Annotated in this window: 15 protein-coding genes; 2 read left to right on the forward strand and 13 right to left on the reverse strand. The window is 71.2% G+C overall.

Translation table 11 applies throughout. The annotated features are described in order from the left end of the window. Nucleotides 1-146 precede the first annotated feature (146 nt). Nucleotides 147-971, forward strand: coding sequence for a hypothetical protein (locus LPC04_RS03750; RefSeq protein WP_275680840.1), 825 nt, complete (start codon nucleotides 147-149; stop codon nucleotides 969-971). Here LPC04_RS03750 and LPC04_RS03755 read toward each other — a convergent pair. The 7 genes from LPC04_RS03755 to LPC04_RS03785 all read right to left on the reverse strand — a co-directional run bounded on the left by LPC04_RS03755 (nucleotide 968) and on the right by LPC04_RS03785 (nucleotide 6,830). Beyond that, on the reverse strand, nucleotides 968-1,744 hold the full coding sequence (locus LPC04_RS03755) for an ATP-binding cassette domain-containing protein (RefSeq protein WP_275680841.1): 777 nt from the start codon (nucleotides 1,742-1,744) through the stop codon (nucleotides 968-970). The genes LPC04_RS03750 and LPC04_RS03755 overlap by 4 nt on opposite strands. A 15-nt stretch (nucleotides 1,745-1,759) precedes the next feature. Beyond that, nucleotides 1,760-2,536, reverse strand: coding sequence for an aliphatic sulfonate ABC transporter permease SsuC (ssuC, locus tag LPC04_RS03760; protein ID WP_275680842.1), 777 nt, complete (start codon nucleotides 2,534-2,536; stop codon nucleotides 1,760-1,762). After that, entirely contained in the window at nucleotides 2,533-3,795 is a 1,263-nt protein-coding gene (gene ssuD / locus LPC04_RS03765) for an FMNH2-dependent alkanesulfonate monooxygenase (protein WP_275680843.1), read from the reverse strand. Before ssuD ends, ssuC begins: the two co-directional genes overlap by 4 nt. Before the next feature lies 1 nt (nucleotide 3,796). Then, entirely contained in the window at nucleotides 3,797-4,729 is a 933-nt protein-coding gene (locus LPC04_RS03770; RefSeq protein WP_275680844.1) for an aliphatic sulfonate ABC transporter substrate-binding protein, read from the reverse strand. 11 nt (nucleotides 4,730-4,740) lie between these two features. Further along, on the reverse strand, nucleotides 4,741-5,721 hold the full coding sequence (locus LPC04_RS03775) for a sulfonate ABC transporter substrate-binding protein (protein WP_275680845.1): 981 nt from the start codon (nucleotides 5,719-5,721) through the stop codon (nucleotides 4,741-4,743). A 35-nt stretch (nucleotides 5,722-5,756) separates the two neighbouring features. Then, nucleotides 5,757-6,314: an NADPH-dependent FMN reductase gene (gene ssuE / locus LPC04_RS03780; protein ID WP_275680846.1), complete on the reverse strand. Its 558-nt coding sequence runs from the start codon at nucleotides 6,312-6,314 to the stop codon at nucleotides 5,757-5,759. Nucleotides 6,315-6,449: 135 nt separating this feature from the next. Beyond that, nucleotides 6,450-6,830 carry a response regulator gene (locus LPC04_RS03785; protein WP_275680847.1) on the reverse strand — a complete coding sequence of 127 codons (381 nt, stop codon included), beginning with the start codon at nucleotides 6,828-6,830 and terminating at the stop codon, nucleotides 6,450-6,452. Between the two features lie 218 nt (nucleotides 6,831-7,048). On the opposite strand from LPC04_RS03785, the gene LPC04_RS03790 reads away from it, so the two are divergent. Then, nucleotides 7,049-7,519 carry a DUF805 domain-containing protein gene (locus LPC04_RS03790; RefSeq protein WP_275680848.1) on the forward strand — a complete coding sequence of 157 codons (471 nt, stop codon included), beginning with the start codon at nucleotides 7,049-7,051 and terminating at the stop codon, nucleotides 7,517-7,519. Here the strand turns inward: LPC04_RS03790 and clsB are convergent. The 6 genes from clsB to LPC04_RS03820 all read right to left on the reverse strand — a co-directional run bounded on the left by clsB (nucleotide 7,503) and on the right by LPC04_RS03820 (nucleotide 13,784). Continuing rightward, on the reverse strand, nucleotides 7,503-8,801 hold the full coding sequence (gene clsB, locus LPC04_RS03795) for a cardiolipin synthase ClsB (RefSeq protein ID WP_275680849.1): 1,299 nt from the start codon (nucleotides 8,799-8,801) through the stop codon (nucleotides 7,503-7,505). The genes LPC04_RS03790 and clsB overlap by 17 nt on opposite strands. Before the next feature lie 50 nt (nucleotides 8,802-8,851). Continuing rightward, nucleotides 8,852-9,658: an endonuclease/exonuclease/phosphatase family protein gene (locus tag LPC04_RS03800; RefSeq protein ID WP_275680850.1), complete on the reverse strand. Its 807-nt coding sequence runs from the start codon at nucleotides 9,656-9,658 to the stop codon at nucleotides 8,852-8,854. A 117-nt stretch (nucleotides 9,659-9,775) separates the two neighbouring features. After that, the gene (nudB, locus tag LPC04_RS03805) at nucleotides 9,776-10,258 is read right to left on the reverse strand and encodes a dihydroneopterin triphosphate diphosphatase (RefSeq protein ID WP_275680851.1); all 483 of its coding nucleotides are present in this window, start codon (nucleotides 10,256-10,258) and stop codon (nucleotides 9,776-9,778) included. Nucleotides 10,259-10,268: 10 nt separating this feature from the next. After that, nucleotides 10,269-10,445 (reverse strand): hypothetical protein, encoded by a 177-nt coding sequence (locus LPC04_RS03810; protein WP_275680852.1) that lies wholly within the window; start codon nucleotides 10,443-10,445, stop codon nucleotides 10,269-10,271. Then, nucleotides 10,442-11,575, reverse strand: a complete 1,134-nt coding sequence (locus LPC04_RS03815; protein ID WP_275680853.1) for a PepSY-associated TM helix domain-containing protein — start codon at nucleotides 11,573-11,575, stop codon at nucleotides 10,442-10,444. Before LPC04_RS03815 ends, LPC04_RS03810 begins: the two co-directional genes overlap by 4 nt. A gap of 1 nt (nucleotide 11,576) precedes the next feature. Continuing rightward, nucleotides 11,577-13,784 carry a TonB-dependent receptor gene (locus LPC04_RS03820; protein ID WP_275680854.1) on the reverse strand — a complete coding sequence of 736 codons (2,208 nt, stop codon included), beginning with the start codon at nucleotides 13,782-13,784 and terminating at the stop codon, nucleotides 11,577-11,579. Between the last annotated feature and the right edge of the window lie 91 nt (nucleotides 13,785-13,875).

Raw genomic sequence — 13,875 nt, forward strand, 5'->3', positions numbered from 1 at the left:
GATCGCCGGAGGTGGCGGAGAAAGCGCCGGCATTTCTTCACGTTGCCGTTCGCGCGCTTGTGCCAGCCACTTTCGCGCGACCCGGCGCGTGGGCAAGATATCGAGCGCGTGCCTCCCCGACGGGACGCACGCTGAAGGACCTCGCCATGTTGACGCCCAGCACGCCCGTCGCCACGCCATTCTCGCCAGCCCAGACCGCCACCGCCCGCACGGCCGCGGTCGAGGCGAACTCGCGCGCCGACTTCAACGCGCAGCTGCAGCTGGCCAAGGCCGACGAGGCCCGCATCGCCCACCTGAAGGCGATGGCCGCGGCCGCGCGCGACGCCGAATCGCAGGTGCCCGACCCGATGACGAGCCTGTCGACGGTGGCCGTGGCCGGCGCGATGAACAGCCTGCCGGCGGCGCTGAACATGATGCAGCGCATCGCGATGGCCTCGGCCAGCGGCACCCTCACCGACGCCGATCGCCAGACGCTGCAGACGGAATACGCGCAGCTCACCGCCAAGGTCGCCAGCAGCGTCGGCAGCGTCAGCGCCAGCGAGCAGGCGCAGACCTCCACGACGCACGACGACGAGCGCGAGGACAACGCCGAGAACACCTGGCGCGAGGACTCGGACGACCACCGAAGCACCCTCACGCAGACGACCGAAGTCCCGCAGCAGACCGTGCAATACCAGCCGATGGAGCACACGGTCACCACGCAGAAGCAGGTGCTGGTCGAGGACGGCCACGGCCCGCAGAAGGATCCGCGCGTCGACTTCCGCACGCACGAGCTGCACGTCGGCGCCGACTCCTACGAGCCGGCGTCGATGCGGCAGTCGTTCACGACGCCGACGATGCCCGAGACCTTCGGCCGCATCGAGAACCACGCCGAGACGCAGCACGTCTTCGTCGCGCAGGCGGCCCAGGTCACGCAGTTCGTGCAGGTGGCGCAGACGGAGCACATCGCGCCGGTCATCGCGGTCGCCTAGGCGGCCAGCCTGTCCGCCGCACTCGGCGGTTCGCCCAGCACGCGCGCCAGCACGCGGCCCTCCAGCTCGGCGAACGCCGGCGAGCCGTGCGCGCGTGGGCGTGCGAGCGCGACCGGCTCGTCCAGCGTCACGCGCCCGTCCTCGACCAGCAGCACGCGGTCGGCCAGCGCCACGGCCTCGGCGACGTCGTGCGTCACCAGCACCGCCGTGAAGCGCTGCTCGCGCCACAGCGACTCGATCAGGCGCTGCATCTCGATGCGCGTCAACGCGTCCAACGCACCGAGCGGTTCGTCCAGCAGCAGCAGGCGCGGGCGATGCACGAGCGCGCGCGCCAGCGCGACCCGCTGGCGCTGGCCGCCGGACAGCACCGCCGGCCAGTCGCCCGCACGATCGGCGAGCCCGACCTGCGCGAGCGCGTGACGCGCGCGCGCGGGGGCGTCGCCCGCGTCCAGCCCGAGCTGCACGTTCTGCAGCACCGTGCGCCAGGGCAGCAGGCGCGCCTCCTGGAACATGATGCGCACGTCGTCGCGGCGCGCGCCCGACGGCGCGCCGCCCAGCGCGATCTCGCCGGTGGTCGGCGTCTCCAGCCCGGCCAGCAGGCGCAGCAGCGTGCTCTTGCCGCAGCCGCTGCGCCCGACGACGGCGACGAATTCGCCGGGTCGCACGTCGAGGCCGATGTCGTCCAGCACCACGCGCTCGCCGAAGCGCTTGCCCAAGGCCTCGACACGCACGCCGAGTCCGGCGGCGGGCGGGGTCATCCAGTCACGTTGCATGCGTCTCTCCGAAGGTCAGGCCGCGGCGCCCAGGTAGGCGGGATTCCAGCGCAGGAAGCGGCGCTCCAGCGCGCGCGCGACGAGGTCGGCCAGCTTGCCCAGCAGCGCGTAGAGCAGAACGCCGACGAGCACGACGTCGGTCTGCAGGAATTCGCGCGCATTCATCGTCATGTAGCCGATGCCCGACTGCGCGGAGATGGTCTCGGCCACGATCAGCAGCACCCACATCAGGCCCAGCGAGAAGCGCAGGCCCACGAGGATGGACGGCAGCGCGCCCGGCAGGATCACCTCGCGGTAGAGCGGCCAGCCGCGCAGGCCGTAGCTGCGCGCCATCTCGACCAGCCCGGCGTCGACCGAGCGGATACCGTGATACGTATTGAGGTAGATCGGGAAGAACACGCCGATCGCGACGAGGAACAGCTTGGCCGACTCGTCGATGCCGAACCACAGGATGACCAGCGGGATCAGCGCCAGCGGTGGCACGTTGCGCACCATCTGCAGCGTGGTGTCCAGCAGCGTCTCGGCGACGCGGAACGTGCCGGTCAGCAAGCCCAGCACGAGGCCCAGTCCGCCGCCGATCGCCAGGCCGGCGAGCGCGCGGCCCGTGCTGATCGCCACGTCGTGCACCAGCTCGCCCGACTTCAGCAGGTTCCAGAACGCCTGCGCCACGGCCAGCGGCTCGGGCAGGATGCGCGTGGACAGCCAGCCCGAGCGCGACGCCGCCTCCCAGCCGGCGATCACCAGCAGCGGGACGATCCACGGAGCGATGCCGCGCAGGCGCGTGGCTGTCACGTTGCATTTCCTTCAAGCTCTCGGGAAGCGAGGGGCGCACCCGAGCCGATCCGAGCTGCCCCTCGGGGGGCAGCGACCAGCGGGAGCGTGGGGGGCGTCATTCCTGGGCGGATGTCGTTGGCGACGATCTCGCCGAACGGCCCGGTCAGCGTCGGGCCGCGCGTGAGCTTGTCGCGCGTGGCCAGCGGCAGCAGCGGGAACACGAGCTCGGCGAAGCGGTAGGCCTCCTCGAGATGCGGGTAGCCCGACAGGATGAAGTAGTCCATGCCGAGATCGGCGTACTCCTGGATGCGCGCTGCGACCTGCTGCGGATCACCCACCAGCGCCGTGCCCGCGCCGCCGCGCACCAGGCCGACGCCGGCCCACAGGTTGGGCGCGACCTCCAGGCCCGCGCGCGGGTTGGCCTTGTCGAACCGGCCGCCGTGCAGCGCGGCCATGCGGCGCTGGCCGATCGAGTCCATCGCCGCGAACTTCTTCTGCGCCGCGGCGACGATGTCGTCGTCCAGGTGCGAGATCAGCTTGCCGGCGGCGGCCCAGGCCTCGTCCTCGGTCTCGCGCACGATCACGTGCAGGCGGATGCCGAACTCGAGCTTGCGGCCCAGCCTCTCGGCGCGGCCACCGACGTCGCGCACCTTCTCCGCGACGGCCGCGGGCGGCTCGCCCCACGTGAGGTAGGTGTCGCACTGCGCCGCCGCGAGGTCGTGCGCCGGCCCGGACGAGCCGCCGAAGAACAGCGGCGGATAGGGCTGCGTGACGGGCGGGTAGATCACCTTCGCGCCCTTGACCTTCAGGTGCCTGCCGTCGAAGTCGATCGCCTCGTTCGTGTGGCTCGCCTGCAGCACGCCGCGCCAGATCGACACGAACTCGGTCGACAGCTCGTAGCGCTCCTCGTGGCTCAGGTGCAGGCCGTCGCCGGCGAGCTCGTCGGGGTCGCCGCCGGTGACCAGGTTGACCAGGACGCGGCCGCCCGACAGGCGATCGAGCGTGGCCGCCATGCGCGCGGTCTGTACCGGCTGGATGATGCCCGGCCGCAGCGCGACGAGGAACTTCAGGCGCTTGGTCACGTCGACGAGGCTGGCCGCGACCATCCACGAGTCCTCGCAGGATCGGCCGGTCGGCAGCAGCACGCCTTCGTAGCCGAGGGTGTCGGCGGCGATGGCGACCTGCTTGAAGTAGTCGAGGTCGGTCTGCCGCGCGCCCTTGGACGTGCCGAGGTAACGCGAGTCGCCGTGGGTGGGGATGAACCAGAGGATCTTCATGTCAGGCTTTCAGCACGGCGTCCGCGACGCGTACGGGGTGAGGTATCAGGCCGAGCTGCGCGAAGGTGTCGGCCACGCGCTGCTGGTCGGCGATGTCCGCGTCCTTCAGTCGCGTGACCGGGCCCGCCGTGCGGCGCTCGAGGAAGCGGATCGTGGTCGACAGCGGCAGCCCGCTTTCGACGGCCAGGAAGTGCGCGGTCTCGCTGCGGTTGGACTTGACCCAGGCGTCGGCCTCGCTCAGCGAATCGAACAAGGCCTTCAGCGTGCGCGCGTCCCGCGTCAGCGCGCGCGAGGCGAGGTAGTAGCTGTTGTTGCTGGTCAGGCCGACGCCGGTCGACAGCACGCGCGCGCGCCCGTCGATCTCGGCCGCGGCGTAATACGGATCCCAGATGCCCCAGGCATCGAGCGCGCCGCGTTCGAAGGCCGCGCGCGCGTCCGAGGGCGTCAGCGTGACGGGCGTGATGTCCGACCACTGCAGCCCGCCCTTCTGCACCGCGCGCACGACCAGGAAGTGCGCGCTGGAGCCCTTCTGGAAGCCGACGCGCCTGCCCTTGAGGTCGGCCAGCGTGCGGATCCTCGAGTCGGACGGCACCAGGATCGCCGAGCTCGCGGGCTTGGGCGGCTCGAGGCCGGCGTACCAGATGTCCTTGCCGGCGGCCTGCGCGAACACGGGCGGCGTGTCGCCGGTGAAGCCGAAGTCGAGGCTGCCGACGGCCAGCGCCTCGAGGATCTGCGGCCCGGCCGGAAACTCGACCCACTTCGTCGCCACGCCGGGAAGCCGCGACTCGAGCAGCTTGCGCTCGCGCACCACCATCAGGTTGACGGACGACTTCTGGTAGCCGATGCGCAGATCCGCGCCGGCGGCGTGCGCCGACAGCGTCGCCGCGGCGCCGACCAGCACGAGCGCCTGGCGCCGATTCAGGGTCACGTCCATGGCGCGCGGCCTCACTTGCCCGCGAGCGTCGCCGCCGCGTTGACGGGCAGCGCGTCGGCGATGCGGACCGGCTTCGGGATCAGCTTGAGGTCGAGGAAGGTGTCGGCGATCTGCTGCTGCTGCGCGGCGACGGCCGGCGTCAGCGGCGTGACGCCGTAGCGATAACGGCGCAGGCTGGTCTCCACCACGGCGGCGTCGAGGCCCTGCAGCGGCGCGATCAGGGCCGCCGCGCGCGGCACGTCGGCCTGGACGAAGCGGGCCGCGTCGTCGGTGTTGGCGAACAGCGCATGGATCACCGCGGGATTGGCCCTGGCGTAGTCGGTCTGCGCCAGGTAGAAGCTGAAGCTGTTGACGAGCCCCGTGCCGTCGGCGAGCTGGCGCGCGCCCAGCTGGTGCTCGGCCGCGGCGAGGAACGGATCCCAGATCACCCAGGCGTCGACCGCGCCCTTCTCGAACGCGGCACGCGCATCGGACGGCGGCAGGAAGACGGGCGTGATGTCCGAGTACTTCAGGCCGTTCTTCTCCAGCAGCTTGACGAGCAGGTAGTGCACGTTGGAGCCCTTGTTCAACGCGACGCGCCTGCCCTTCAACTCGGCGACCGACTTCAGCGCCGAGTCCTTCTGCACGACCAGCGCCTCGGTCGACGGCGCCGCCGGATCGTTGCCGACGTAGACGAAGCGCGCGCCCGCGGCCTGCGCGAAGATCGGCGGCGCCTCGCCGACGTAGCCGACGTCGACGGCGCCGACGTTCAGGCCCTCGAGCAGCTGCGGCCCGGCCGGGAACTCGACCCACTTGACGGCCACGCCCTGCGGCGCGAGCCGCTTCTCCAGCGTGCCCTGTGCCTTCTGCAGCACCAGCAGGCTGGCGGACTTCTGGAAGCCGATGCGCAGCTCCCTGGCGGGATCGGCGTGCACCGCGGCCGTCCCCAGCGTCAGGGCGAGCGCGGATGCGGCAGCCAGCCATCGGCGACGGGATGAAGAGAAGACGGTCATGGCGGTTCCTCCGGGTCGTTGTTCGAAGTGAAAGTTCAGGCCGCGAGCGCGATGACGCGCGCGTCGACCGGCGGGCGCAGCGCGATCGGGCCGTCGGCCAGCGCGCGCTCGATGCGCTCGACGATCTCGTCGTGCGCCACGTGGCCGTGGATCGCGTGCGGCGCGAACTGCGTGTCCACCGCGTAGATCGAATCGAGGATGTGGCGCGCGCCGAGCGCGGCCAGCACGGGCCGCAGCGCGTAGTCGAGCGCGAGCAGGTGCGCCGGGCTGCCGCCGGTGCCCAGCACCAGCACGGTCTTGTCGCGCAGCGCGTCCTGCGGCAGCAGGTCGAGGAAGGTCTTGAGCAGGCCGCTGTACGAGGCCTTGTAGATCGGCGTGGCGATCACGACGAGCCGGGCCTCGGCCACCTGCTCGCGCGCGCGCCGGATCAAGGGGTCGTTGGCCTTGGCGCGCACCAGCGCCGCGGCCGGAAGATCGCGCAGCACGATCTCGCTGCGCTCGACGTCGGGGTCGAGCCGGTTCAGGACGTGGTGCAGCAGGACCGTGGAGCGCGAGTTGGCGGACGGGCTGCCGGCCAGTGCGACGATGGACATGGCGACGGGTGTTGAAGAATGAACAGTTCCTCAACGTTAGGGTCGCCGCGATGCCGCGGGAACGAATCCAAACGGCTATCGATAGTCGCGTGCCACCTTTGTCGGCGGCCTCAGATCCTTATGCGCCCGCCGATGTCAGGGCGCCTGGCGCGTGCGCGTCGACAGGTCGGCCACCAGCGCCAGCAGCGCGTTGGTGTCCGCGGGCTTGCGCAGGTAGAAGTCGAAGCCGACCGCGCGCGTCGCGACCTCGATGGCCACGCCGTGGGCCGCGGTCAGCGCGATCAGGAACGGCTGCTGCGGCAGCGGCGCGCTGCGGATCGCGCGCGCGCCCTCGTAGCCGTTGAGCACGGGCATGTCGAGATCCATGAAGATGATGGCGGGCTCGAACTCGGTGGCGATCGCGACGCCCTGCTGGCCGTCCGCGGCGGTCCGCGTGTCGTGGCCCAGCGCCTCGAACAGCAGGCTCATCGACTCCGTGACGTCCTTCAGATCGTCGACTACCAGGATCCTGGTCAATTCCCTTGCTCCCCGAAATGGCACCGCGTGGTTGCTCGCCGCGCGCGGCGAAGGCGCATCCTAACGCGCATTTGTCCAAATATTTCCCGGGGGACGACGGCTCGCCGCGTTCGAAAGCACACGCCGGTGCGGCGCGCCAACAACGTCACGCGCGCACAGGTCACGCGCCCGGGGGCACCGTCACATCCGCACGCGAGCCGCGTGGAATACTGTGCCGCATGGACCAGCCCGCCCCTCCCGCCGCACCGGCGCCCGCCCACCGCCTGACGCCGGACCAGCTCACGGCGCTGGCGCTGGGCGCGGATCCGGAGCGCCTGTCGCTGGTCCAGCTCTACGTCGGACTGCGCGGCCGCATCCCGCGCCGCACCTACTGGCTGCACGGCGTGCTGTCGCTGCTGTTGCTGGGCATCGTCGTCAACGGCCTGCTGGACATCGCCAACGTCGACAACGACACGGCGGCCAAGCTCGTCAACCTCGCGTTCCTGTGGCCGCTGATCGCCGTGTCGGCCAAGCGCCAGCACGACTTCAACTTCTCGGCCTGGTGGGCGCTCGTCCACTTCGTTCCGGTGTTCGGCTCGCTGGTCCTGCTCGCGGTGGACGGCGCCGTGCCCGGCACGCACGGCCCGAACCGCTTCGGCCCCGATCCGCGCGAGGCGCTGGCTCGCGCCCGCGTCAATAGCGGCCGTTGATGCCGGCCATGCGCAGGAACCAGTGCGCGACCATCGCGACGAAGGTCCGGCGCACCACCGCGAACCAGCCCTTGGCGTAGGGCGGCGCCAGAACGGCGCTGGACGCCACCATCGCGATCGCCAGCTCCTCGCTGACGCGCCGTGCGAACGGCGCGTCGCACACGACGACATTGGCCTCGAGGTTGAGCAGCAGCGACAGCGGGTCGATGTTGGAGCTGCCCAGCGTCGCCCACTCCTCGTCGACGACCGCGGCCTTGGCGTGCAGATACGCCGGGGTGTATTCGAAGATCTGTACGCCCTTGGTCAGCAGCTCGTCGTACAGCACGCGCGCGGCCACGCCGGCGATGCGGTAGTCGATCTTGCCCTGCAGCAGCAGCCGCACCTTGACGCCGCGCTCGGCGGCCTTGGCGAGCGCGTTGCGGAAGTGGCGGTCGGGGTAGAAGTACGGCGTCACGAGGTCGATGCGATGGCGCGCGTGCGTGATCGCCTCCATGTAGACGCGCTCGATCGAGCGGCGCTGGCGCAGGTTGTCGCGAACGACGAACGCGAGGCTGACCGGCGGCTGCGTGTCGTTGGGGTTGGCGCGCTTGGGCCGCACGATGCGCAGCCGCGTGGCCAGGCGCCGCGCGCGGGCCATCGGCGCGGCGCTGCGCACCAGGCTCGCGAGCTCGTCGCGCCAGACGCGCCCGAGCATCGCGCGCGTCCAGATCGCCTGCACCGACTGCTCCACCTCGGCGACGGCGACGCCGCGGATGCGGCAGGCGAAGTCGAGCCTCGGCGCGTCGCTCCAGCCGTGGTGCAGGTCGTTGCGGTCGGCGATGAGGTTGACGCCGCCGACGAAGGCGACGCCGCCGTCGACGACGCACAGCTTCTGGTGCAGCCGGCGCGCCTGGCCGGGCTGGAAGTAGCTCCACCAGCGGTCGATCGGGCGGAACACGGCCAGGTCGACGCCTGCCGGCACCATCCATTCGCGGATCGCGGCCAGCGTCGCCTTGGAGCCGAAGCCGTCCACCACGACGCGCACCTGCACGCCGCGGCGCGCGGCCTCGGCGAGCAACAGCGCCAGCGTCTGCGCGACGGCGTCGTCGTGGAAGATGTAGGTCGCCAGCCAGATCGTGTGGCGCGCCTGCGCGATCGCCGTTCCCATCGCCGGGAACAGGTCGTCGCCGCCGCGCAGCAGCTCGACGGAATGGCCACCCTCGAACTTCGGCTTCACGCCGAGGCTCCAGGGCGCGCGCGTGTTGACGCGCTCACGACGCTTGGCGCGAATCGCGGACTCCATGGGTTGACTCGCCGGGGACGCCGGCCACGCGGGCGCGGACGCGCCGGCCGTCAATTTAGCTCAAGCTCGGCGACGTACGGCAGGTGGTCCGACATGCGCGCCCAGCCGCCGCCGCGCGGCACCATCGTGCCCTCGCAGCGGAAGCCGCGCATGTAGATGCGGTCGAGCGAGAACACGGGCAGGCGCGACGGGAACGTCGGCCGCTTGGGCAGGCGCTTGTCCTTGGACAGCGCGCGCGTCAGGCCGGCGGCGGCCATCGGCGCGTCGAGGCGCTCGCCCCAGTCGTTGAAGTCGCCGGCCACCAGCACCGGCTCGTCGGGCGGCAGCTCCTTGGCGATGTATTGCGCCAGGCGCTGCGCCTGGCGCATGCGGCTGGAATGCACCAGCCCGAAGTGCGCGACGATCGCATGCACCGTCGTGCCGTTCCAGCTGACGGGCACGTAGAGCAGGCCGCGCTGCTCGAAGCGGTGGTCGGACACGTCGTGGTGCCCGGCGTCGCCCAGCGGCCAGCGCGAGAGCAGCGCGTTGCCGTGCTCGCCGTGCTTGGTGAACGCGTTGGAGCGATAGGCCGAGTTGTAGCCCTCGGGCGCCAGGAACTCGGCCTGGCCCTGCTCCGGCCAGCCCAGGATGGTCTGGTCGAAGCGCGCGGCGTCGCGCGTGTGGTGCAGGCGCACTTCCTGCAGGAAGACGAGGTCGGCGTCGAGCGCCTCGACGCCCAGCACCAGGTTGTGGATCTCCAGCCGCTTGGCCGCGCCCATGCCCCGCACGCCCTTGTGGATGTTGTAGGTCGCCACGCGCAGGCGGGTGGCGGCGGTCGCCGTCTGGGGCGGGAGCACGGTGAAGGCGTCCGACGTCATGTTCATCACGGCAGGAAGTTCACGCGGCAAGGCGTGCGAAAGGGTGGATGAAGGTGCTCCACCGGGCAATCCTCATGCCCCATGATGCCACCGTGTCGGCGGCAGACGATGACAGGGTCAACGCGGCCGTGCCAGCCATCGCGGAAGGTGCAGGATGGCTTCGGCGTTCGATGGCGAGAAGCACGCGTCCGCCGCCTCGCGCCAGGGCAGCCACTGCAGCGCCGTGTGCTCGCGCGGCGCGAGCACCACCGGCGTGCCCGCGGGCACTTCCAATGCAAAGACGTGTTCGGTGTTGTGCGTGACCCCGGGCGCGTAGCGCGCGCGCCAGCGCGGATAGATCTCGTAGACGTTGACCAGCTCGCAGTCGCGCAGCGCCGCCAGCGGCACCGCGGCCGTGCCGATCGCGATGCCCGTCTCCTCGCGCACCTCGCGCACGCAGGTCTCCACCAGCGATTCCTCGATCGTGTCCTTCGACCCGGTGACGCTCTGCCAGTAGCCCGGCGCGTCGGCGCGCTCGATCAGCAGCACGTCCAGCTGCGGCGTGTGGATGACGACGAGGACGGACTCGGGGATCTTGTGCGGGCGGGCATCGGGCGACATGCCGCCCATGCTATCGCGACGATCGCCCTCGCAGGCCGAACCAGATCGCGACGACGCAGGGCATGCCCAGCCCGACCCACGTCAGCCAGTCCCAGCCGCCGTCGCCGAGCAGGCCGCCGACCAGCCCCGCGCCGCTCAGGATCGCGATCGCCAGCGGCCAGCCCCACAGCGACCAGGACGCCCTCACCGCCGCGCGCTCCGCAGGTCGGACGCCAGCACCTGGCGCACCGGGCCGCGCTTGCCGAACCACAGGTAAAGGCCGCTGCCGAGGACGATGATGGTGAGCACGTCGAGTGCGGCCCACAGCCCTTGCAGCGGCACGCCGCCGTAGTCGCCGAAGTGCAGCGGCTGCGACAGCAACAGCGTCTTCATGGTCCAAGGCAGCGTGCGGCTGGCGATGACCTCGCCGGTGGCCGCGTCGACCAGCACCGGTTGCACGAGACGCGCGGTCAGGGCCGTGCGTCCGCGCAGGAACACGCCGTAGTGGTGCGCGCTGGCCCAGGCCGTGCCGGGGAACGCGATGAAGGCGATCTTCATGTCCGGCTGGCGCGCGCGTGCGTTGGCGAACGCCTTCTCCAGCGAACCGAGCCGGGTCACCGGCGGCAGGCCGCGGTAGTGCGCCAGCATGTCGGCCACCTGGTCGTCGCGCCAGTGCTCGATCACGAGGTCGGCCCAGGTGTTGACGACGCCGGTCGCGCCGACGACGAACGCCCACGTCAGCGTGACGATGCCCAGCAGGTTGTGCCGGTCCAGCCACTTCACGCGCGCCGAGCGCTCGCGCCGCACCTCGCCGAAACGCAGCTTGCGCATGAACGGCGCGTACAGCACGATGCCCGACACGATCGCCGCCAGCATCAGCACGCCCATGAAGCCGAGGAACAGCTTGCCCGCCTCGCCGGCGAGCAGGTCGACGTGGATCTCGCGGATCGCGCCCATCGCGCCGCCGCCGATGCGCGGTTCGGCGAGCGGCTCGCCCGTGCGCGCGTCGACGGCCACCTGCTTCAGGTCGCTGGTGGACGCCGGCGTGTCGCCCATCGTCACGTACCAGATCGTGTCGTCGTCGGGCTCCTGCGAGACGTACATGCCGACCCGGGACGGGAAGCGCGCCCTGGCCGCGGCCATCACCTGGTCGAGCGTGACGCGCGGCGCGTCGGCCCGCATCCTGGGCGAACTCACCTCGGTGCCCAGCCACTGGCCGATCTGGTGATGGAAGACCAGCGGCAGGCCGGTCAGGCACAGCACGAGCAGGAACAGCGTGCTGGCCAGGCTGCTCCACTTGTGCAGCCACGACCACGCGCGCAGCGTGCGTGGCGTCACCTCAGAACTCCACGGTGCCCGAGAACGTGAACGTGCGCGGCGCGCCCAGCACGAGGTAGCCCTGGCCCGGATAGCCGCCCGACGAAGCCCAGTACTTGTGGCCCGCCACGTTGTCGACCGACGCGCGCAGCGTAACCTCCTTGCCCGAGACCTCCGTGGCGTAGCGCGTGCCGAGGTCCAAGCGCGTCCACGACGGCACGACCAGCGTATTGTTGGCGTCGGCGAACTGACTGGCGGTGTGGACGCCGCGCACGTACGCCGCCAGGCCGGAGACGGCCGGCACGTCGACGTCCAGCGTCAGGTTGACCTGCGACCTGGGCGAGCCGATGGCGTCCTTGCCCTGCAGGTCGGTCCTGAGGAAGCTGGCGCCGCCCAGCACGCGCACGCCGCGCACCGCCTCGCCGTAGACCGACAGCTCGAGGCCCTTGTTGGTCTGCACCGACGACTCTCCGAAGGTCGTGCCGACCAGCGCGTAGGTCGGCTTGCGCGACTCGAACACGCTGACGCCGCCGCCGAACGTGCCGGCGTCGACCTTGACGCCGACCTCGCCCTGCTTCGTCGCGTAGGGCCTGAACGCCTTGCCGCCGTTGGTCACGTCGACGGTCACGGGCTTGCCCGTCGCCGGGTCGGCGATGGTCGTCGTCAGCGGCGCGGTGTCGCCGGCGACCAGGCCTTCGATGTAGGTGGCGTACAGCGACACCTGCTTGCTCGCCTTGAACACGAGGCCGGCCACCGGCGTGATGCGCGACTGCGCGTTCGGCGCGGACGTCACGGCGCCCGACGTCGGATCGAAGCTCGTGTCCTCGATCTTCTGGCGCCGGCCGCCGACGGTCAGCCGCACGTCGTCGTTCCAGAACGCCAGCGTGTCGGCGAGCGCGACGCTGGAGGTGATGACGCGCGCGGTGGTCGTGGGTGCGGCCGGATTGCCCCCGGGGAACACGTTCTCGACCGGCAGCGCCACCTGCAGCGTGTCGTATAGCGTGCCGACGTTGGCGCCGCCGAAGTCGGAGAACACGAACGCGTCCTTCGAGATCGACTGGAACCAGCCCGCCGATCCGACCACCGTGTGCCTGACCGGCCCCGTCTCGAACGTGCCGCGCAGGCCCAGCTCGCCGGTCCTGATCGAGTCCTTGCGGATGTTCAGCTGCGCGTACGCGGTCTCCGCGGACGTGAGGCCGTTGACCGTGACGCCGCTCAGCTGGCTGTCCTCGTGGGCGTCGCGGAAGCCGCCGGCGGCCCAGGCCGTCAGCGTCGGCAGCAGGTCGACTTCGGCGCGCAGGGTGCCGAAGGTGTCGCGCTCGTGCGAGTACGTCCAGTCCTGCGCGATCTGGCGCCCCGGGTCCGGCGCGCGCGGCACCGCGCCGAACACGTTGACGTTGGGCGTGGCGGCGTTCATGTGGTGATCCTGCGAGCCGACGTCGGCCGACAGGCGCAGGCCGCCTGCGTGGAAGTCGGCGCCCACCAACGCGGCGTCGAGATAGCCGTTCTCGCCCCGCACCGCGGTATCGCCGTCGCGATGCACGGCGTTGACGCGCAGGCCCAGGCTCTTGTCCGCGCCGAAGCGGCGGCCGATGTCGACCGCCTCCGAGACCTGGCCGGCCTCGACGCCCAGCGTGAAGTCCGTCTGCGGCGCATTGGCCGCGCGCTTGGGCGCGATGTTGACCGCCCCGCCCAGGCCGCTGCCGCCCGGCGCGGCGCCGTTCAGGAACGCGCTGGCGCCGCGCAGCACCTCGACGCGCTCGACCAGCTCCGAGGCCAGGTACTGGCGCGGCAGCAGTCCGTAGAGGCCGTTGTACGAGATGTCGTCCGAGAAGATCACCAGGCCGCGCACCATGTAGGCCTGCTGGTAGTTGCCGAAGCCGCGCACGACGCGCACGGCAGGGTCGTTCTGCAGCACGTCGGCGATGCTGGCGGCCTGCTGGTCCTGGATCAGCTTGGAGGTGTAGTTGGTGATCGCGAACGGCGTATCCATCACGTCCTCGCTGCCGAGGATGCCGACGCGGCCGCCGCGCGCCACCTGGCCGCCGGCGTACGGCGCCTTCAGGCCTCCGGCCGAGGCGTCCGCGCTGGCGCGGATGACCACCTCCTGCGTCTGGCCGGCGCTCGCGGCCGCGGCCGGCGCCGGCGCGGCCTGGGCGTGCGCCTGGGCGCCGGCGAACAAGGCGATGGCCGCGGACAGCGCGCTGCGGCGCAGGCTGGGGGGGTGCATGGAAATCCCGAACGTGTTGTTGTTACTGAGGATGCGATTCATTCTCATTTGAGATTCTACGCAACTATTCGGCACGCGACGTTCATCCAAC

This window comes from Scleromatobacter humisilvae, assembly GCF_023231945.1.
Classification (GTDB): Bacteria; Pseudomonadota; Gammaproteobacteria; order Burkholderiales; family Burkholderiaceae_C; genus Scleromatobacter; species Scleromatobacter humisilvae.